General features: G+C 60.6%; 15 protein-coding genes. 5 read left to right on the forward strand and 10 right to left on the reverse strand.

Going from position 1 to position 20,008, the window contains the following annotated elements; genetic code table 11:
• Positions 1 to 18 precede the first annotated feature (18 nt).
• Both FHS84_RS18875 and FHS84_RS18880 read left to right on the forward strand, forming a co-directional pair.
• Positions 19 to 897 carry a prohibitin family protein gene (locus FHS84_RS18875; protein WP_166937095.1) on the forward strand — a complete coding sequence of 293 codons (879 nt, stop codon included), beginning with the start codon at positions 19 to 21 and terminating at the stop codon, positions 895 to 897.
• 37 nt (positions 898 to 934) lie between these two features.
• Positions 935 to 2,068, forward strand: a complete 1,134-nt coding sequence (locus tag FHS84_RS18880) for an ABC transporter substrate-binding protein (RefSeq protein WP_166937096.1) — start codon at positions 935 to 937, stop codon at positions 2,066 to 2,068.
• A gap of 98 nt (positions 2,069 to 2,166) precedes the next feature.
• Here FHS84_RS18880 and fabI read toward each other — a convergent pair whose 3' ends face one another.
• The 5 genes from fabI to FHS84_RS18905 all read right to left on the reverse strand — a co-directional run bounded on the left by fabI (position 2,167) and on the right by FHS84_RS18905 (position 7,216).
• Entirely contained in the window at positions 2,167 to 2,931 is a 765-nt protein-coding gene (fabI, locus tag FHS84_RS18885) for an enoyl-ACP reductase FabI (protein ID WP_166937097.1), read from the reverse strand.
• A 9-nt stretch (positions 2,932 to 2,940) separates the two neighbouring features.
• On the reverse strand, positions 2,941 to 3,816 hold the full coding sequence (locus FHS84_RS18890; protein ID WP_166937098.1) for a 3-hydroxybutyryl-CoA dehydrogenase: 876 nt from the start codon (positions 3,814 to 3,816) through the stop codon (positions 2,941 to 2,943).
• A 56-nt stretch (positions 3,817 to 3,872) separates the two neighbouring features.
• The gene (locus FHS84_RS18895; protein ID WP_166937099.1) at positions 3,873 to 5,048 is read right to left on the reverse strand and encodes an acetyl-CoA C-acetyltransferase; all 1,176 of its coding nucleotides are present in this window, start codon (positions 5,046 to 5,048) and stop codon (positions 3,873 to 3,875) included.
• 94 nt (positions 5,049 to 5,142) lie between these two features.
• The gene (locus tag FHS84_RS18900) at positions 5,143 to 6,318 is read right to left on the reverse strand and encodes an acetyl-CoA C-acyltransferase (RefSeq protein WP_166937100.1); all 1,176 of its coding nucleotides are present in this window, start codon (positions 6,316 to 6,318) and stop codon (positions 5,143 to 5,145) included.
• A gap of 1 nt (position 6,319) precedes the next feature.
• Positions 6,320 to 7,216, reverse strand: a complete 897-nt coding sequence (locus tag FHS84_RS18905) for an SDR family NAD(P)-dependent oxidoreductase (protein ID WP_166937101.1) — start codon at positions 7,214 to 7,216, stop codon at positions 6,320 to 6,322.
• 249 nt (positions 7,217 to 7,465) lie between these two features.
• On the opposite strand from FHS84_RS18905, the gene FHS84_RS18910 reads away from it, so the two are divergent.
• Positions 7,466 to 9,955 (forward strand): TonB-dependent receptor, encoded by a 2,490-nt coding sequence (locus FHS84_RS18910; RefSeq protein ID WP_166937102.1) that lies wholly within the window; start codon positions 7,466 to 7,468, stop codon positions 9,953 to 9,955.
• Between the two features lie 143 nt (positions 9,956 to 10,098).
• Positions 10,099 to 11,442, forward strand: coding sequence for an acetyl-CoA hydrolase/transferase family protein (locus FHS84_RS18915; protein WP_166937103.1), 1,344 nt, complete (start codon positions 10,099 to 10,101; stop codon positions 11,440 to 11,442).
• An 86-nt stretch (positions 11,443 to 11,528) separates the two neighbouring features.
• Here FHS84_RS18915 and FHS84_RS18920 read toward each other — a convergent pair whose 3' ends face one another.
• From FHS84_RS18920 to FHS84_RS18940, 5 genes are read right to left on the reverse strand one after another with little or no spacing between them, the layout of a single operon-like run.
• Complete coding sequence (locus FHS84_RS18920; protein WP_166937104.1) at positions 11,529 to 13,169, reverse strand: carboxylesterase/lipase family protein; 1,641 nt, start codon at positions 13,167 to 13,169, stop codon at positions 11,529 to 11,531.
• The gene (locus FHS84_RS18925; RefSeq protein ID WP_166937105.1) at positions 13,166 to 14,467 is read right to left on the reverse strand and encodes a spinster family MFS transporter; all 1,302 of its coding nucleotides are present in this window, start codon (positions 14,465 to 14,467) and stop codon (positions 13,166 to 13,168) included. The genes FHS84_RS18920 and FHS84_RS18925 overlap by 4 nt, the downstream gene beginning before the upstream one ends.
• Before the next feature lie 11 nt (positions 14,468 to 14,478).
• Positions 14,479 to 16,131: a carboxylesterase/lipase family protein gene (locus tag FHS84_RS18930; protein WP_166937106.1), complete on the reverse strand. Its 1,653-nt coding sequence runs from the start codon at positions 16,129 to 16,131 to the stop codon at positions 14,479 to 14,481.
• Positions 16,128 to 17,405: a serine hydrolase domain-containing protein gene (locus FHS84_RS18935; RefSeq protein ID WP_166937107.1), complete on the reverse strand. Its 1,278-nt coding sequence runs from the start codon at positions 17,403 to 17,405 to the stop codon at positions 16,128 to 16,130. The genes FHS84_RS18930 and FHS84_RS18935 overlap by 4 nt, the downstream gene beginning before the upstream one ends.
• Complete coding sequence (locus FHS84_RS18940; protein ID WP_208393972.1) at positions 17,405 to 18,637, reverse strand: spinster family MFS transporter; 1,233 nt, start codon at positions 18,635 to 18,637, stop codon at positions 17,405 to 17,407. Before FHS84_RS18940 ends, FHS84_RS18935 begins: the two co-directional genes overlap by 1 nt.
• A gap of 363 nt (positions 18,638 to 19,000) precedes the next feature.
• On the opposite strand from FHS84_RS18940, the gene FHS84_RS18945 reads away from it, so the two are divergent.
• Positions 19,001 to 19,783, forward strand: a complete 783-nt coding sequence (locus tag FHS84_RS18945) for a TetR family transcriptional regulator (protein ID WP_166937108.1) — start codon at positions 19,001 to 19,003, stop codon at positions 19,781 to 19,783.
• Positions 19,784 to 20,008 lie beyond the last annotated feature (225 nt).

Here is a 20,008-nt window from a genome sequence, read left to right on the forward strand (position 1 = left end):
CCCGTAGGAGGGTAGCGAATGAAAAAGTTTCTGGAAAAGTTTCTGCAGTGGTTCACCGATGTCCGTCGGCACTTCAAAGCCCACGTCCGGCGGCAAAAGCCGTATTGGATCCTCGGCGGATTCCTGTTCGTCTTCGCGGCCGTATTCTTCCACGACACCTACATCGTTTCGATTCACTCCGGACAATTGGGAATACTGTGGCGGCGTTTGGGCGGCGGGACCGTCATCGACACGGTGTACGGGGAAGGAATTCACCTGATCCTGCCGATCAACAAAATGTACGTCTACAACGTCCGCACCCAACAGTTCAGGGACACGATCGATGCCCTGACTGTCGACGGCTTGAACGTTCGCGTCCGGTATTCCGTCCGCTACTTTCTGCCGGCGGAAACCCTGCCGCTGTTGCACCAGCGCGTCGGGCCGGATTACGCCAACGTGGTAATCCGCGCGGAAATGCGCTCGGTCGTCCGATCCGTATTCGGCCAGTACAAACCGGAAGAGATCTACACGACGCAGAAGGCTATCCAGGAACGGGTCAGTGAGCTGGCGAAGATACGCCTCGAAGCGCGCTTTATCGATCTCGACGACGTCCCGCTCGAAAGCATCACGCTGCCGCCCAGGATCTCGCAGGCCATCGAAAGCAAGATGGCCTACCAACAACTGGAAGGTGAATACGTCTACAAGCTGTCGATTGCGGAAAAAGAAGCCGAGCGCCGGCGCATAGAAGCGAATGGACTGAAGGTCTATAATGACACCGTCGACAAAAGCCTCACGTCGTCTGTCTTGAGCTGGTATGGCGTCCAAGCGACCCAAGAGCTTGCCAAATCGCCCAACGCCAAGACCGTGGTCATTGGAGCGGGAAAATCCGGCCTGCCGATTATTCTCGGAAAGGACTGACGGGATGAGAAAACTGCTCTTCTGGGCGGCGGGGCTGGTGGCGCTGGTGGCGTTGGTCCTTCTTTTGATGCCGCAGTGGACGTCGCCGCAGAAAATGGGCGCGCATCGGTTCGCCTATCTCGAAAAGCACCATGACGAACTGGTGGTCGGCATAAGTTGGCCGATCGCGGAGGAACAGGACGGCATGGTTGATGGACTGACTCTGGCACGAGACGAGATCAATGCCCGCAAGATTCCGGGCATCCCGCCGATCCGCTTGGTGATCCGCGACGACAAGAACGATTGGAGGACGGCGCGCGACGTCGCCCTCGAATTCGCCAATACGCCCGAGATGAGCGCCGTCATCGGCTATTATGAAGACGGCGTCGCCATACGAGCCTCGCAGATTCTGGAAGCCAGTCGGCTTTTGCACTTTGCCGTGAATGCCAACAACCGGGCCATGACCTCTCATGGCTACAAATATATCGTCCGCACCGTTCAGGCCACCGACCAGATTTCACGGTTCCTTGCCGTTTCCTCCCCGTCGGGCCGTAACCCGCAGAAGTACGCGATGGTCTGGGAGGGCGACGCCTACGGCCAGGACATTGCCTATCAGTATCGCATCGCCCAGGACGCGCTCGGGAGTGAATTGGTTTATCAAGCCCCTTATCCTGCCGGCCGCCCAGACTTCCGCCTGACAGTCAATCAACTGAAGGGGATCAAGGTCGACGTCATCATGTTCTCGTCCGGAAACGATGCGAATACGGCTGCGTTTCTGCGCCAGGCCCGTCGCGTCGGTATCACAGCGCCTATTCTGGTTGCCTGCGACCGGAGCAGCGATTTTGCCGGCATCTCCGCCGCGGACTTGCGGAACACCACGTTTATCCGTCTCTACAACGTTGCCGCCAAAACGCCGGAGAACCGGAAATTCGTAGCGGCCTTTCGGGCCCGCTACGGCCGAGACCCCGATACGTCGGCGGCGCAAGGCTATGACGCGCTTCAAATCCTGGCGAACGCGGTCAGGATCACAGGAACATTGAACCCGCTCGATCTAGCATTCACCGTCCGATACAAGCCCGCCTGGATCGGAGCCAACGGCGAATATCGCTTCGATGGCAACGGAGAGTTGAAGGAAAAACCGCTTTTCGCGGAACGCCACGATTCCGAAGGCAACGTGACGGTAGCCAAATGAACCTTTGACTTTGTGTTTTCGGCGGGAACGACCGGCAAGTGGATGGTCGCCCCGATTGGACAGGCGATTAGCGGTCGCCGGAAGGGAATGCCACCTGGCTACGCACCCAAGATGTTGTAGCCGCCGTCGACATAGCAAACTTCGCCGGTGATAGCGCGCGCTCCGTCGCCGACTAGAAATGCCGCAAGATTGCCGACATCGTCGATATCCGCCATGTGCTTAAGCGGCGTCTGCTGCCTCGCGTAGTCAAGCGTGGTCTCGAAGTTTTTCACGCCGCTCGCGGCTCGCGTTTTTATCGGCCCCGGTGAAATGGCGTTCACGCGAATACCTTTTCCGCCCAACTCGGCCGCCATATAGCGCGTGCAAGCCTCCAATGCCGCTTTGACCGGTCCCATCATGCCGTAGGCGGGAATGACCCTTTCGGCGCCCAAATACGACATGGTGACAAGAGAGCCGCCCCGATCCATGAGCGGCTCCGCCAACCTCGCCATGCGAACGAAAGAATGACAGGAGATGTCCATCGCCAGGCTGAAGCCAGCGAACGAACTATCCACCAGACGGCCCAGAAGATCTTCTTTGGGCGAAAACGCGACCGAGTGAACCAGAAAATCGAGGCGGCCCCATTCGGTACGGACGCGGTCGAACACCGCCTCGATCTGTCCAGGAATGCGAAGATCGAGCGGCTCGATGATCGTAGCGTCCAGCTTCTCCGCAAGAGGACGGACATACGGCTCCGCCTTGGCATTGAGATAGGTTATGGCCAGATCGGCACCTTCGCGACGAAACGCTCTGGCACAGCCGTAGGCAATGCTGTCTTGATTGGCGATCCCGAAAACGAGACCACGCTTTCCGTTCAACGTCATGTGTCTGGCTTATCGCGTCGGGACCGGCTGTTCGCCGTGGTAATCGTAGAAACCGCGGCCCGTTTTGCGGCCGTGCCAGCCGGCTTCGACATATTTAATCAGCAGCGGACAAGGCCGATATTTGGAATCACCGAGACCCGTGTGCATCACTTCCATGGCATAGAGCAACGTATCGAGGCCGATGAAGTCGGCCAGTTGCAGCGGGCCCATCGGGTGGTTGGCGCCAAGCTTCATGCAGGTGTCGATCGCTTCGATGGTCCCGACACCTTCGTAAAGCGTGTAGACGGCTTCGTTGATCAGCGGCAGAAGGATACGGTTGACGATAAAACCTGGGAAATCACCGGCTTCGGCCGGAGTTTTGCCGACCCGCCGCACCACCGCGAGCACAGCCTCATAAGTGGCGTCCGCCGTGGCAATTCCGCGGATCACTTCCACCAATTTCATCATCGGAACCGGATTGAAGAAGTGCAGTCCGATGAAACGCTCGGGGCGTCCCGATGCAGCCGCGAGCCGCGTCACCGAAATGCACGAGGTGTTGGTGGCGATAATGGTCTCCGGCTTCAGGATTTTTGCCAACTCCTGGAAGATGGACTTTTTCACGGCGTCGTTCTCGACCACCGACTCGATCACCAGATCGCAATCGGCGAGACCACCCAGTTCGACAACCGGCTTGATCCGCGCGATCGCCGGTTCGATGTCGGTCTCCTTGATGATATCGCGCCCGGCCTGACGGCCCATATTCTTGCGGATCGCCCCGATGGCCTTGTCGATCAAGCTTGAGTTCACGTCCGACAGCGACACGTCATATCCCGCCAATGCCAGAACGTGCGCAATACCGCCGCCCATCTGACCGGCGCCGATGACTCCTACGCGTTCGATAGTCATTTTGTCCTCCTTGGCGCGGCTTCAGCCGAACGCCTTCATGAGTTGTTCCGGTTTGCTCAACAGGCTTCGACGCAGAGCGCGATGCCCATACCGCCGCCGATGCAAAGCGTGGCAAGACCCTTTTTCGCGCCGGCACGGCGCATTTCGTGCAGCAAGGTGACGAGAACGCGCGCACCCGATGCACCGATCGGATGGCCAAGCGCGATAGCGCCGCCATTGACGTTGACCTTCGCGGGATCGAACTCCAGCTCGCGCGTCACCGCCAGCGCCTGCGCCGCAAATGCCTCGTTCGCTTCGATCAGATCGAGATCGGCAACACTCCAGCCCGCCTTGGCGAGGGCTTTGCGGGTTGCCGGAATAGGGCCCGTGCCCATCACCGCCGGATCGACGCCAGCCGTTGCCCACGACACGATGCGTGCCAGAGGTGCGATGCCGCGTTTTATCGCTTCCGCTGCGGTCATCACCACTACGGCCGCCGCACCATCGTTGATGCCGGAGGCATTGCCCGCCGTCACCGTGCCATCCTTGGCGAAGGCCGGACGAAGCTTGGACAAAGCTTCCAGCGTGGTCTCGGGCTTCGGGTATTCGTCCTTGTCGACGATAGTATCGCCCTTGCGTCCCTTGATGGTGACGGGAACGATTTCCGGCTGAAAACGTCCGGCGGATATCGCGGCCGCGGCTTTCTCCTGGGAAGCCAAGGCGAACACATCCTGATCGGCGCGGCTAATGCCGTAATGCCGGGCGACATTCTCGGCAGTGATGCCCATGTGGACGTTATTGAATGCGTCCCAAAGGCCGTCTTTGATCATGGTGTCGGTCAACTCGCCGGCACCCATCTTGATGCCGCCACGCAGATGCACGGCATGAACCGACTGGCTCATCGATTCCTGGCCGCCGGCCACCACAATGGACGCATCGCCCGCCGCGACGGCCTGGGAGGCGAGCGCAACGGCGCGCAAGCCGGACCCGCAAACCTGGTTGATTCCGATTGCGGTCGAATGGGCGGGCAACCCGGCCGCGAGCGCGGTCTGACGTGCCGGGTTCTGCCCCTGCCCGGCCGCCAGAACATGACCCAGGATCACCTCATCAACATCATTCGGGGAGATTCCGGCGCGCTCGAGCGCGGCACGGATGGCGACTTCGCCGAGGCGCACAGCCGATACCGCGGCAAAAGCACCATTGAAGGAACCGATCGGAGTACGGGCGGCGGAAGCAATGACGATTTCGGTCATGGACAAAAATCTCCTCAGGTGGATCGGGGTGAGTGGCCTTGTGCCAGAGGGACGGGACTCTGCGGGACCACGCGGCGCACTCACCCCAAAGCCGCTACAGGACTTCGAACAGGCCGGCAGCGCCCTGGCCGCCGCCGATGCACATCGTCACCACGACGTATTTGGCGCCGCGGCGTTTGCCTTCGATCAAGGCATGCAAGGTGAGACGATTGCCGGACATGCCATACGGATGGCCGACCGCAATGGCTCCGCCATCGACATTGATGAGCTCGTTGGGAATTTCGAGCCGGCGCTGGCAAGCCAGGACAATCGCGGCGAACGCTTCGTTGACTTCCCAAAGCCCGATATCCTCGACTTTGAGACCATGGCGCTTGAGAAGCTTGGGAACCGCGAAGACCGGACCGATGCCCATCTCGTCCGGATCGACACCGGCCACCGCCATGCCGCAATACCGCCCCAGCGGCTTCAGCCCGCGTTTGACGGCAAGCCCACCTTCCATCAACACGCAGGCCGAAGCGCCATCGGATAACTGGCTGGCATTGCCGGCGGTGACGCAACCGTTTTCGCGAACGGGCTTCAGACCCTTCAGGCTTTCAAGAGTGGTTTCGGGACGATTGCCCTCGTCCTTCTCGAGCACCACCTCTTGCATCGAGATCGCACCCGTCGCCTTGTCCGTCACGATCTTGGTGGCGCGGACGGGAACGATTTCGGCATCGAAAAGACCCGCCGCCTGGGCAGCGGCAACGCGCTGCTGCGACTGGAGCGCATACGCGTCCTGCGCGTCCCGGCTGATGCCATAGCGCCTGGAGACGATCTCGGCCGTGTCGATCATCGGCAAAGCGAAGGTCGGCCGCTGCGCCAGGAGCGCCGGATCATAGATGATACGCAACTCCTTGGTTTGCACCCGCGAAATCGACTCGACGCCTGCGGCGACGACGACATCCATGCGGTCGAAGACGATCTCCTTGGCGCCGGTGGCAATCGCCATCAAGCCCGACGAGCATTGCCGTTCGACCGTCATGGCGGGAACCGTGACAGGCAGTCCCGAAGCCAGAGCAACTTGGCGTCCGATCATGTCCTGTTCGCCTTGGGTGAGCGCGCAGCCACAGATGCAATCGTCGATCTCGGCAGGATCGATCTTGGCGCGGGACACCGCGGCGCGCACGGCGTGCGCGGCAAGCGACGGTGCCGGTGTGGCATTGAAGGCGCCTTTGTAGGCACGGCCGATCGGCGTGCGGGCGGCGGAAACGATTACGGCATCACGGCTCATCTCAAGCGCCTTTCTTTTCGGGGGCGACGTAGCCCGCCTTTTTCAGTTCAAGTTCGCTCTGGGCGAAGGCATAGGCCGGCACGGATTCGTTCGTGCGGTCCACAACGTCCGGCCAGCGCGCCACGATTTCTTCCGCCGACGGGGGATCTCCGGCGACGTGAATGCCCTTGGTCATGGTGATGTTCGCGGCTTCGAAGCTGCCGGCGCCGGCGCAGAGAATCGCACGCGTCGGCGCCTCCTCGCGGACCAGCGCCAGAATGCCGGGGGCGACGAATTCGGGCCGTATGAGATTCAACTGCTCTTCGGGCCAGATGCCCTGGGTCATCCCGGTGGCGGCCGTCGGCGCGATCGCATTCACATGGATGCCGTACTTGGCGCCCTCGATGGCCAGCGTCTGCATCAACCCGACCAGGCCGAGTTTGGCAACGCTGTAATTCGATTGGCCGAAATTGCCATAGAGGCCTGAGGACGACGTCGTCATGACGATGCGGCCGTACTTCTGCTCGCGCATCGTTTCCCACACGGCTTTGGTGCAGGTGACGGCGCCCATGACATGGATTTCGAAAATCAGACGGAAGTCGTCGAGCGCGATCTTGGCAAACGACTTGTCGCGAACGATACCGGCGTTGTTGATGAGGATGTCGACCCGCTTCCAGTCCTTGACGGCCCGCTCGACCATCGCCTGGACGCCAGCGACATCGGTCACCGAGCATCTGGCCGCCTGCGCTTCGCCACCGGCCGCAGCGATTTCCTCGGCAACCTTCTCGGCGCCATCACCGAGATCGTTGACCACCACGCGGGCGCCGCGCTGCGCCAGCAGCAGCGCATAACTGCGCCCCAAACCGCCGCCAGCACCAGTAACGATGGCAACCCGCCCACTCAAATCTATCACGTGCATCTCCTTCCCATCTTGGGTTCGCAGCGCTGCAATTTCGCCGGCTGATGCGGTTTCCCTTTTGCGGTGCAGCGAGGATTTCTTTCTTAATCGGTCGACTGCAAAATGTTCAACCTAAGTTGAGCAAGATATTCAATCGCTATTGAATGTCTAGTGATTTTGTGGCAGTGTGACACCATGCGCGAGAGCGCTCGCGATGCGCCGAAGAGTGCACGAGGAAACGCCTAGATAACGAAGAGTGAAGGGGAACTCATGAAAACCTACGCATTGTTGCTCAGCGCATCTGCGCTTGCGATCAACTGGGCAGGCTCAGCTTGGGCTCAGACCAATAAAAACGAAGACGCTCAGATGCTGGAGACGGTGACCGTTACCGCACAGCGCCGCAGCGAAAATCTGATGCAGACGTCGATCTCGGCGTCGGTCATCACCGGCGAGCAGTTGTCGAACAAGAGCGTCGTCAAAGTCGACGACCTGCAGTTCGTTGCGCCGCAGATCACCATCAACAACTTCGGCCAAGGCATCAACTTCAACATCCGCGGCATCGGCAAGGGCGAGCACAATACGGCGACGTTGTCGGGCGTGATTACCTATCGCGACGGCACGCCGACCTTCCCCGGCTACATCACCGAAGAGCCCTATTACGACATCGCGGCCATCGAAGTGCTGCGCGGACCGCAAGGCACCTTCGTCGGCCAGAACGCCACCGGCGGCGCCGTGTTCGTCACGACCAACAATCCGAACGTCGGGGGAAGCTACGACGGCTACGTGATGGCCAATGTCGGCACCTATGGCGACGTCGGCGCGCAAGGCGCGGTCAACATTCCGATCTCCGACACTTTCGCGGCGCGCGTCGCGGCCTACGTCGAGCGTCGAGATCCGTTCTACGAGGTCACCAACAACGGCGCCAACTACAAGGGCCTGAGCGCCCTTCAACACGTCGCTGGGCGCCTCAGCCTGCTGTGGAAGCCCAACGACAGATGGTCGATCCTGTTCAAGACCGACGTGGGCTATTTGGACAACGGCGGTTATGCGGCCGGTCCGTACTACAATCTCTGCAGGAACTACACGCCGGCGACCTATATTGCCGCCAATAACAACTCGACCATCGTCGGCAGCCCCTACGCCATCGGCTGCAACAGCACGACACCCAATCCGCAGTACACCGGCGATCCGCTGAAGTTCACGGCCAACGACACCAACAAAGGCCTCGACAAGTTCACGCGGAGCAACTTGAAGATCGACTATACGCTCGGAGACGGCACGGTCATCCGCTCGATCACGTCGTACCAGATCGGCAGCACGATGTATCAGACCGATCTGGACGGCACCGACAACGGCAGCCTCATCACGTACTTCGATACGGCCACGTCATCCCGCCGGAAGAATGTGCTCTGGTACGATCGCGTCAACGAAAGCATCTGGACCCAGGAAATCAACATCATCTCCCCGAGCGATCAGCGGGTCACCTGGGTTCTTGGCGCCTTCGCGCAAGCCGACCGGTACAACTATCCCAAGCCGTGGAGCCTGGTGGTCGACACACCGGCCGGCGCAGTACCGCACGGCGACCCGCTGGACGGGGTTCCGGCAACCCCCACGCAGTTCAAGATGCAAGGCTCCAACCCGCAGGCGGCTTGGGCGGTTTTCGGCCAGATCAAAAGCAAGCTGATCTGGGGACTCGACGCCGAATTCGGCTTCCGCTGGTCGACGCAGCGCACCAAGAACGATCTCGACATTACCCAGGCCGACAGCCCCATCGACCCGGCGACCCACCAGCCGATTCCACTTCTTTCAAGGCAGAGCACCAAGTCGTATTCCTTCGACTACAAGGCGGCGCTCAACTGGACGATCAACGAAAACCACTACGTCTACGGCTTCGTCGCCACCGGCTACAAGCCTGGCGGCTTGAACGTTCCGATCACGGCTGCCTCGCAGGACACCAAGACAGGCACGCCCCCGTTCGGCCCGGAACGGGTCATGTCGTATGAGGCGGGCTATAAGGGTGTCTGGTTGGACGGGCATCTGCGGGCCCAGGTCGACGCCTATTACAACACCTACGATCACTTCCAGGTCTCGATCGGCTACCCCGACTATCCGACCATTTTCTACGAAAAGAACACCACCAATTCGACCATCATGTACGGCTACGAAGCCGAGTTCGAGGCGATCTTCGGCAATCTGTCGATCAATGCCGGACTTGGCTGGCTGCACAGTTCGGTCGGCGAGTTCTGGACCACCGATCCGAGAGCGCCGAGCGTGTATAATACGACCTTCGGGGCGCTCCCGCTGCCGTGCGATCCCGTGACCGGTCCGAACTTCCAGGCTTACCAAGCCTATTACGGCGCGTATGGCATCGCCGACGGATGGCGCTCGTTCGATCATCTCGGAAACAGCACCTGCCATAACCTGAAGGGCCACCCGCAGTCGATGGCGCCGAGTCTGACGGCCAACATCGGCGTCGAGTACAAGTTCGATATCGGCGGAGGCGACGCACTCACGCCGCGCATCAGCTACTCGCATACCGGTCCGCAGTGGGCGACGCTGTTCGACAATCGCAACTACGGCGACCGGATCGGTGTCCGCAATCTGATCAATGCCCAGCTGTCGTGGCAGCACGGCGAGTACATCGTCACCGCCTACGGAACGAACCTGACCGACTCGCACTATGTCGCGGCGATGAATGCCAACCTCGCCTGGGGCGGCCCGCCCCGCCAATACGGCATCCGTCTCCTGAAAGTATTCTGACCGTGATCATGGCCGGTCGCCGCGCTGCGAAAACAGCCGGCGGCCGGCATTTTTGTTTTCGCACGATCAGTTTGCTGGACCCGAAGCGAGGCCAAGCTCACCCCAAAAAACCGAAGAAAAACCGCCTGTAGAAAGACACTCCCATGCGTACTGCGTATCAATCCGCCAAAAAAATCTCAGCCGCCGATGCAGCGGCCCTGGTGAAGTCCGGTCATTGGCTCGATTTCGGCGCCTGCCTCAGCCAGCCCGATGTGTTCGACAAGGCCCTTGCGGCGCGCGTCCGCGAGCTTGCCGAGGTCAATATCCGCTGCAGCCAGGGCTTCGAGCCACGTGCGATGCTGGAAGCCGATCCGCACGCCGAGCACTTCCACTGGTATAGCTGGCATTACAATACCTACGAGCGCAAGAAGTCGGATGCGGGCATCTGCCACTACATTCCGCTCAATCTCGGCGAAGTGCCGGATTACTACCGCCGCTTCATCGATCCGATCGATATCGTGGTGCTGAAGGTTCGCCCCGCCGACGCCGACGGCAATTTCAACTTCGGCCCCACCAACACTTGGAATCGCGCCATCATCGAACGGGCGAGGACCGTGATCGTCGAAACGTCGACGGCCGTTCCCCATGTCTGCGGCATCGATAATGCCGTTCACATCAGCGAAGTCGATTACATCATCGAGGGCGACAACGCCCCGTTGTTCGAGCTGAAGGCGCCGCCGGTGTCCGACATCGACCGGGCCATCGCCCGGCGTATCGCCGCGGAAATCGAGGACGGCGCCTGCCTGCAAATCGGCATCGGCGGCATGCCCAACGCGGTCTGTTCTCTCTTGAAGGATTCCGGCGCCAAGGACCTCGGCATCCATACCGAGATGCTGACCGACGGGCTGATCGAACTCTACAAGGCGGGCGTCGTGACCGGCGCCCGCAAAAAGCTCGATCCCGGCAAGTCGGCCTTCACCTTCGGGCTGGGCTCGAGGCTGATGTACGACGCGCTCGACGGCAATCCCGACATGCTGTGCTGTCCGGTCGATTACACCAACCTGCCGCACTACATCATGCAGAACGACAAGGCATTCTCCATCAACTCGACGACCCAGATGGACCTGCAAGGCCAAGCGGCGTCGGAGTCCGACGGGCATCGCCACATCTCCGGAACCGGGGGGCAATTGCAGTACGTGCGCGGCGCCTACGCGTCGAAGGGCGGCAAGTCGTTCATTTGCATGTCGTCGGTTTTCGAAAAGAAGGGCGTCCGCAAGAGCCGCATCGTGCTGGATCTGACGCGGGGAAATATCGTCACCACGCCGCGATCCGACGTCATGTACGTCGTCACCGAATACGGCATGGTCAATCTCAAGGGTAAATCGATCCCCGAGCGCGTTCGCGCCATGATCTCGCTGGCCCATCCCGACTACCGCGAAGACCTCGAACGCCAAGCCCTGGAAAACCGCCTCCTCCCTCGAGCCCTGCATGTCGGGCAACCCGCCTGACCATGTGATCTCCACGTCGTCATCGTCGAAAACTTAGCGCCCGGATATCCTCCGGGCGCTCTTTTATGGCTTCCGACTCTGACTGCTCAGCGGCACTCCGCCGTCATGGGAGGGAGTTTCGGTGCGGAAATCCCGGCAGTCCAGAGCCAGGGCTGGCCGTTGGCATGGCGGCGGCAAACCACCTCGTCCATAAGACGGTACATGCCCGGCATGAAGTGCGTAGCGGCCTTGGGCACGTCCTGGAATTCCATATAGGCGGCCGTGGAACCGTAGGCAGGCCAGTCCGGTGCTTTCGCCGCCTGCGGCTTGCCCGAGCGGGCAAAACTGGTCCAGTAGCCGATCACGGCATCCGAGAGCGCCCACTCCTGTGGACTGTTGGGCATTTTCGGCCAGTAGGGCCCGAGATGATCGAGTGTCCCGAACATGTAGGGAATTTCAGCGGAGTGGGAGGCATGCACGCCGGCTGCATCCGCGGCGGGATAGCCGTGGTCCCAGTAATAGAGGTATGCCGGCTGCCCCAGTGCCGTCTGGGATTTCACCATCTTCTCCATCGGCCAGCTGAAGACGGCGTCGCGGATGGCGGCCAGCGTGCTCTCCTGCATATTGCTGCTGGGATAGAGACGCAGGAAATCGTCGGCCAGATCCTGATAGCGGTCCCGAATGGTGGATTCATACTCCGCTGCGGAAGCTGCTGGTTTCGGCGGCAGAAGGATCGGAAGCGAACGGACCTCGCCGCTGGTCAATCCGGCCATCAGCGGTACGGGCGCCTGCTCCCCCTTGGCAAAGGTGTCGACGAGCTGGCGCAGCAGAATATGACCGTCGATGGTACCGGCCGTCGGATAGCCCGCCGCGATGGAACCATCCACCAACTGCCGCGCGTCCATCGCCCGGAGCGCCTTGATATCGGGCACATGCAACGCCGTGGTGAGATTGACACCGAGCTGCTCGGCAGACGGCGTACCGAATTTGGTCTGCTTCAGCTCAGGCGCCGTAAACATGTAGCCGCTTTCCGCGATGGCCTTGGCGAACAGGCCGCGCGCCATCGGCGAGGCCATCAGGAACTCGACCGAGAGCGCCCCCGCCGACTGGCCCGCGATGGTCACATTGCTTGCATCTCCACCGAACGAAGCGATGTTGCGTTTCACCCATTTGAGCGCCTCGATCTGGTCGAGCAGACCGTAATTGCCCGAAATGCCGAAGGGAGATTCGGCACTGAGTTCGGGATGCGCCAGATAGCCGAGGACGCCGAGGCGATAATTGATCGTCACGACGATGATGCCACGGGCGGCCATCTTCGAACCCGAGAATACGGGGTAATGACCCGAGCCGCCGATCAAGTTGCCGCCGTGGATGTAAAAGAACACCGGCAGGTTCTTGGCGCCGGCCGGAGCCCATACATTCAGCACCAGGCAATCTTCGCTCAGCGGACCCGGATCGGCCGTGTACATGGTGGGAGGGCCCTTGCTGACGGGCTGCATGCAGGCATTGCCGTACTGCATCGCGTGCTTGACGCCATTCCAGCGCGGCATCTCCACCGGGGGTTTCCAGCGCAATTGACCGACCGGCGGCACTGCGTAGGGAATGCCCTTGAACACATTAAGGCCGTCCTCGCTCTGCCCCTGAAGCGTTCCGACCGGCGCCTTCACGATCGGCGGGCTCGCGGCACCGGAGAAGGAAAGATAAACCGCGGCAACGGCCGAAGCGGCCAGATGGCGAATCGAGATCATTCGACGAACTCTCCTACCAAGTGCGTTGGCTTGCGGCTCTCCCGCCGCAGCACGCGCGCCAAAACCAGGAAAAGCGAAATAGCCACAAGGTAAAACGGCACCAGGGTGAACAGGGCAACCTGCAAGGACTGTCCAGGATGACTAGCGCGCAGAGCGTCGCTGACTGCCCCAACGTACGTCGGACCAAGGCCGAGACCGATGAAGTTCATCACCAGAAGCAACAACGCACCGGACATGACGCGTTGATCGGGCCGCACTTCCTGCTGCACAAGCGTAACGTTGGACGACAGGAAGAAATGGTTCAGAAATACCGCGACGACCAGGAACCAGCAGGCACTGCTCCATGTCGGCGACGTAACGAAGGCAATGAAAAAGGGAACCGCCAAGACCAGCGCCACGCCAGGGATCAAGGCATAAGCCGCTTTCGAATGCCTCGCGAGACGGTCCACCATCGCGCCACCAATCACCATGGCTCCAGTCATTCCAACCAGAACCACCAGTGAATAATAAACGGCAACCTCGCCAAGGGTCATGCCCTTCTCGCGCATCAGAAAGAGCACGGCGAAATTCTGTAGCCCATAGGTGATGATCTGGGTGGCGCCGCCTCCGAGCGCGGCGAGCACAAGAGGCTTCCGCGAAAAGAACATCGCGAAAGTTTCCCAAAAACTCCCCTTTTTCACGGGATAAGCCGGGACAGGGTCGAGACCGCCCCGCACAGGCTCGCGCACGATCACGAGAACTGCGATCGCCGCGAGAATGCCGACGCCGCCAAGCACAATAAAGGCATATCGCCAACTATAGGCGGCGGCGATCGAGGCCCCGAATGCCACACCCAAAGCGGCCCCAATTCCCGGACCGGTGTTGAAGATGCCGAGCGCAAGGCCGCGGCGGCTTCGAGGGAAGTAGTCCGAGATGATCGCATAGGATGGAGGTACACCGCCCGCCTCCCCGAAGCCGACCGTCATGCGCGCGATGGCAAATTGCAGATAGTTGGCTGCCAGCCCGCACGACATCGTTGCCGCGCTCCAGATTGCGCACGAGGCTGCGAGAACTTTGGACCTCGAGGTCTTGTCGGCCAGGTATCCAATCGGGATCGAGATAAAGCAGTAGACGAGCGCGAAATAGAAACCGCCGATCAGCCCGAGTTGCCCGTCGCTGAAGTGCATCGTGTCCTGGATCGGCTTTGCCAGTATGGGCATCAACTGCCGGTCCAGGAAATTGATGACGTAGACGAAGCAGAGCATGCCCAACACCAGCCAGGCACGCTTGCCGACTGGTGCTGGTTGACCGACCTCCATTGCAGCCTCGCTTAGTTGCAAGCTGCCGTTTTCGGAGGAAGCTTGGGCGCGACGATGCCCACATTCCAGCTCCAGGCCTGATCGCCACTCGCATGGCGGCGGCAGACCACCTGCTCGACAAGATCGTACATGCCTCGCATGAGATGCGCGGACACCCTGGGCACTTCCTGAAATGCCATGAAGGCCGAAGCGGACCCGTAGGAAGGCCATGCCGGTGCGTTCGCCGCTTCCGGCTGTCCGGTGCGCGCGAAACTGATCCAATAGCCCATCATGGCATCAGACATTTCCCGCTCCTTTGTCGTTGGCGGGATTTTCGGCCAGTACATCGGGACGCGCTGGAGATCTCCAAACACATACGGCACTTCGCTGGAGTGGAAGGCGTGCAGACCGGCCGCATCCGCGGCGGGATAGCCGTGGTCCCAGATATAAAGGAACGCGGGTTGCCCCAAAGCCGTCTGGTTCCTTACCATCCGCTCGGCCGTCCAGCCGTAAAATGCATCGCGCGTGGTGGCGAGCATGCTCTCCCGCACATTGCTGCTGGGGTAGAGGCGCAGGAAATCTTCGGCCAGATCCTGGTAGCGATCCCGAATGATCGCCTCGTAATCCGCTGCGGAGGGTGGCGGCGGCGGCGGCAGAAGCACCGGAAGCGAGCGCACTTCACCACTGTTGAATCCAGCCAGAAGCGGCACGGGCGCCTGTTCGCCTTTGGCGAAGGTATCGACGAGCTGACGCGGCAGGATATGGCCGTCAACGGCGCCGATGGTCAGGAAGCCGGCCGCGACGGAGCCCTCCAACAGTTTATCCGCGTCCATCGTTCTCAGCGCAGCCATGTCCGGCACATGCAGGGCCGTGGTGAGATTGACGCCGATCTGCTCGGAGGATGGCGCCCCGTATTTCGCCTGCTTCAACTCGGGCGTTGATATCATGTAGCCGCTTTGCGAAATCGCCTTGGCGAACAGGCCGCGTGCCGCCGGCGACGCCATCAGATACATGACGGACAGACCACCCGCGGACTCACCGATAATGGTGACGTTGGCGGGATCGCCGCCGAACGCGGCGATATTACGCTTCACCCATTTGAGCGCCTCGATCTGATCGAGAAGACCATAATTGCCGGAAATATTGAGCGGAGATTCGGCGCTGAGTCCGGGATGCGCCAACCAGCCGAAGACGCCGAGACGATAGTTTATCGTCACGACGACGACGCCACGGGCTGCCAGCTTGGAACCCATGAAAAGCGGATATTGGCTTGACCCGCCGGTCAAAGAGCCTCCGTGGATCCAGAATAACACCGGCGCGTTCTTCGCATCTGCCGGGGCCCAGACATTCAATGTCAGGCAATCTTCGCTCAGCGGACCGACATCGGCCGAGTAAATGCTGACGGCCGCCTTGCTATGCGGTTGCATGCAGGCATTGCCGAAATCCGTGGCGCGCTTGACGCCAGTCCAGCGCGGCATCTCGACCGGTGCTTTCCAGCGCAAGGGACCGACCGGCGGCAAGGCATAAGGAATACCCTTGAAGACGTTGACGGCATCCTCGCCCGCCCCTTCCAGCGTACCGGCAGGAGCGTTCACGACCGGTGGCGTTGCGGCGCTCAAACCGGTGAAGGAAAGACAAACAACCGCGACGGCTGAAGCGGTCAGACGACGAATAGCGCGACTCATCGCTCGGCTCCCTCAAGAGTGTCTTCTTCCTGGTGTCCCAGCGCGGCATAGACGCCATGCTGGAAGATCGGAAGCCCACGCCGCCCGGCAGCTCCTCTGCCGGTTGCGATTGTTGCTCCCGAATCCGCCGTCACCGGCACCTGGTGCTGAATGAAGTAGAGCATCACGATGTCTTCGACCGGATCGGCCTGCCACCATGTCCCGAATATCCCCGGCCAATTCATCGAACCCGCCCGGCCGCAACCATAGACATTGTCGATGGGGTCTTCGATCAATGCGAAACCAAGCCCGAAGCCGGACTTCTGCCACAACGGCATTCCGAGAAACGGCAGTTTGCGCTGTTCCGGCGTCAGGCGGTTGGTGCGCATCAGACGCACGGTCTCCGGCTTCAGCAAGCGCACACCATCCAACACGCCTTCGTTCAGCAGCATGCGCGCAAACCGGTGAAAGTCGGGAGCCGAGGAGATCAATCCGCTGCCGCCGGGGGTATAGGCCGGTGGCTTGTCATACATCGGCAAGTCGACCTTGGTGAGACGATCCGATTTGGCGTCATAGCGGTATACGCTGGCCAGCCGATGCCGCTTGGATTGCGGCAGCCAGAAGTCGGTGTCGGACATTCCAAGTGGGGCGAAAATCCGCTCGCGTAAGACTTCGCGGAAGGGCTTGCCCTCGACGCGTCCAATCAGGAAACCCAGAACATCGCTCGATTGCCCATACTGGAAGCGCTCGCCAGGCTGGCACACCAGCGGCAGGGTGCCGAGCCCAGCCAGCCATTCGTCGGGCGTGAGACGGTTCATCGCGGGGTCATCAATCGCCGCGTCGTAGGCCGCCTTGATGGGGCCGTCGCAGAGAAAGCCGTAAGATATCCCCGAACGGTGGGTCATCAGATCTTCGATCGTGATCTCGCGATGTGCGGGAACCGTGTCGTCCAAAGGACCCGCAGGATCCTTGAGCACCCGCCGGCGGCCAAGCTCAGGCACCCAGCGCGTGACGGGAGCGTCGAGCGCAAGCTTTCCCTCTTCGATGAGCATGAGCGCCGCCACCGAGGTGACCGGCTTTGTCATCGAGGCGATACGGAAGAGCGTGTCTTGCTGCATCGGAACCCGCTCTTCGAGATTGCTCCAGCCGAGAGCGTCGGCACTGACGATATCGCCGTGGTGCGAGACGAGGGTCACGACGCCGGCAAGCTCGCCGCGATCGATGAACCTCTGAAGCTCAGGCCGGATCGCGGCGAGCTTCGTGCTCGACAACCCCGAATGTCGAAACGGATTCATCAGACGGCTTCTCCAGCTTTGCGGCCATCACCCGCCAGGATGCGCGACAGCCAGTAGAACAACGCGATAGCCAAGACACTGCACGGCAGCAGCGCCAAGAACGCGTACTGCAACGAATGCTGCGGGGAGATCGCGTGGAAATAGTCGCTAGCGACGCCGATAAAGGTTGGGCCAAGCCCGATGCCGATGAGATTCATCGTGGCCAACATCAGGGCGCCCGACAAGGCGCGCTGATCCGGACGCACTTCCTGCTGCACAAAGGTAATCACCGACGGCAGATAGAAGAAATTCACGAACATGCACCCCGCCAGGCACACCAAGGCGATCGGCCAGGTCGGCGCCATCACAAACGAGATGTAAAACGGCAGGGAGACCATGAGCGAAACAGCGGGCACCAAGCCGTAGGCTCGTTTCGAGCCCCGCGTGAACCTGTCGACCGAGCGGCCCGCGACAAACAGGCCAGCGCTCATCACGATCACCACCATCAGTGCGTACCAGACCGCGACCTGACCGAGAGTCATGCCTTTTTCACGCATCATGAACAGAATGGCGAAGGCGCCAACGCCCGCGGTGATGATCTGCGTAATGCCGCCGGCCAGGGCGGCGACGACCAGGGACCGTCGCGAGAAAAACGAGAAAAGGGTCTCCCGGAAACCCGACTTCTTCGTTTGCTGGGCCGAAACAGGATCCAATCCGCCGCGCTTGGGCTCCTTCACGATCACGAGGATCCCGACGACCGCGACTAGCCCGATTACGCCAAGCCCCCGGAATGCCGTTTCCCAGCCGAAAGCGGCGGCGATGGCGGCACCGAAAGCGATGGCAAGCGATGCTCCGATCGGCATACCGAGGTTGAAAAGGCCGAGAGCTGTCCCACGCTTGCCTGGCGGGAAATAGTCCGAAATGAGCGCGTACGACGGGGGAACACCTCCGGCCTCGCCGAAGCCGACCGCCATATAGGACGCGGCAAACTGAATGAAATTCACCGCAAAGCCGCACGCCGCCGTGGCCACGCTCCAGATCGCACAGCCGCACGCCAGAACCTTCGATCGCGACGTCTTGTCGGCGAGAAAGCCGATCGGAAGGGAAATAAGCGTATAAAACAATGCAAAATAGAAGCCGGTAATAAGGCCGAACTGACCGTCGGTGATGTGGAGCGTCTCTTCGATCGGTTTGGCGAGTACCGCGGGCAAGAAGCGGCACAGGTAATTCAGAACGTAGACGACGATCAGCATGGCCAGGACGAGCCAAGCCCGCCTGGATACGGGCGCGGCCGGCGGCGTTACGGAGGAATGGCCGCTTTGCGCTGCCGATGGGGACGAATTACCGCTCATTGCCGCTGCATCCATGATGTTTGAGAAGCGCCCGACTCCAACAACCCGAATTCCGGGCACCGTCATCACGATGCCAGCACGTTCACCGCAGCCAGGAGCTTAATGCGGCCGTGACAGGGGGTCAATGTTATTCAATCGCGGTTGAATGACTTTTTGGTCGCGGCTATCCGCGGGTTCCGGTTAACTTGACCAAGCGCCGGACCAAGGAATACGTTGCTCGCGAAAAGGACGAGCACTGCCTTTTCGCTTTGCCCACGGTGTTTTATGCCTGCAAAATCGCGTCCCAAAGCCCACCGCACCAAAGCGGAACAGCGGGCAGAAGCCATCAAACAGATTCTCGATGTGGCCGAGGAGCTCTTCTCGGTTCACGGCTATTCCGGCGTGACCATCAAGGATGTGGCCGAGAAAATCGGGGTGCACTCCGCACTCATCCTTTATTACTTCGACGGCAAGCAGGGTTTGTTTGATGCTGTCTGGGAGCGCCGGATCCAGGGAACCGCCGCCTCCCGCATACGGGCGCTCGATGCCTATGAGGCCAAGGTTGGAGATCGTCCCACCGTCGAAGGGGCCCTGAAGGCTTACTACGACAGCGCGTTCGATGATTTCATCAAAGGCGGAGAAGGGTTGCGCAATTTCGGACGTCTCTTCGCGCAGATCAACAATGCGCCCGGCTTCGGTGCTCAGAAGATGCAGATGTCCTTCGATCCCGTCGTGCTGCGCCTGATCGACATTTTGCAGAAAGCCTTACCGGGTGTCGACCGGCGGGACATTCTGTGGGGCTTTCAGTTCACGTCGGGGGCTTATTCTCAATCCTTGGCGCGGACAGGGCGCATTGATCGGCTTTCGGATGGGCTGTGCTCCTCAGACGACCTTCAGGCTGTTCGTGAAAGAATGTCCGAATTCATGGCCGCCGGGTTCGAATCCCTTCGCAACCGCAAGCGGATTGGGACGTCTCTCAGCAGCGCCAATAATAATAAAGACCGCACGCGCGGAAGAACGAAGGCCCCTCGGGCCGGCAAAGCAGCCGCGAAAAAAGACCACGCGTAGCTTTCCACCCTCTTTATCGTGCCAACCCGCGAACGAACCTCACTCCCACTCGATGGTCAACTGGGTTGAGTTAGCGTTGTAGTTATTGACTTTTCCCCTGGGCTACAAGCGCAATACCAACCGCCATACCACCAAGCCAAGACTGGATTCGTCGATCATAGGGATTTGGTCGCTGATGAGATTCGGGGGCTCTGGTCACAGCCAGTTTGCACTCTTAGCTTCCCC

The organism is Rhizomicrobium electricum, from assembly GCF_011762045.1.
Taxonomy (GTDB): Bacteria; Pseudomonadota; Alphaproteobacteria; order Micropepsales; family Micropepsaceae; genus Rhizomicrobium; species Rhizomicrobium electricum.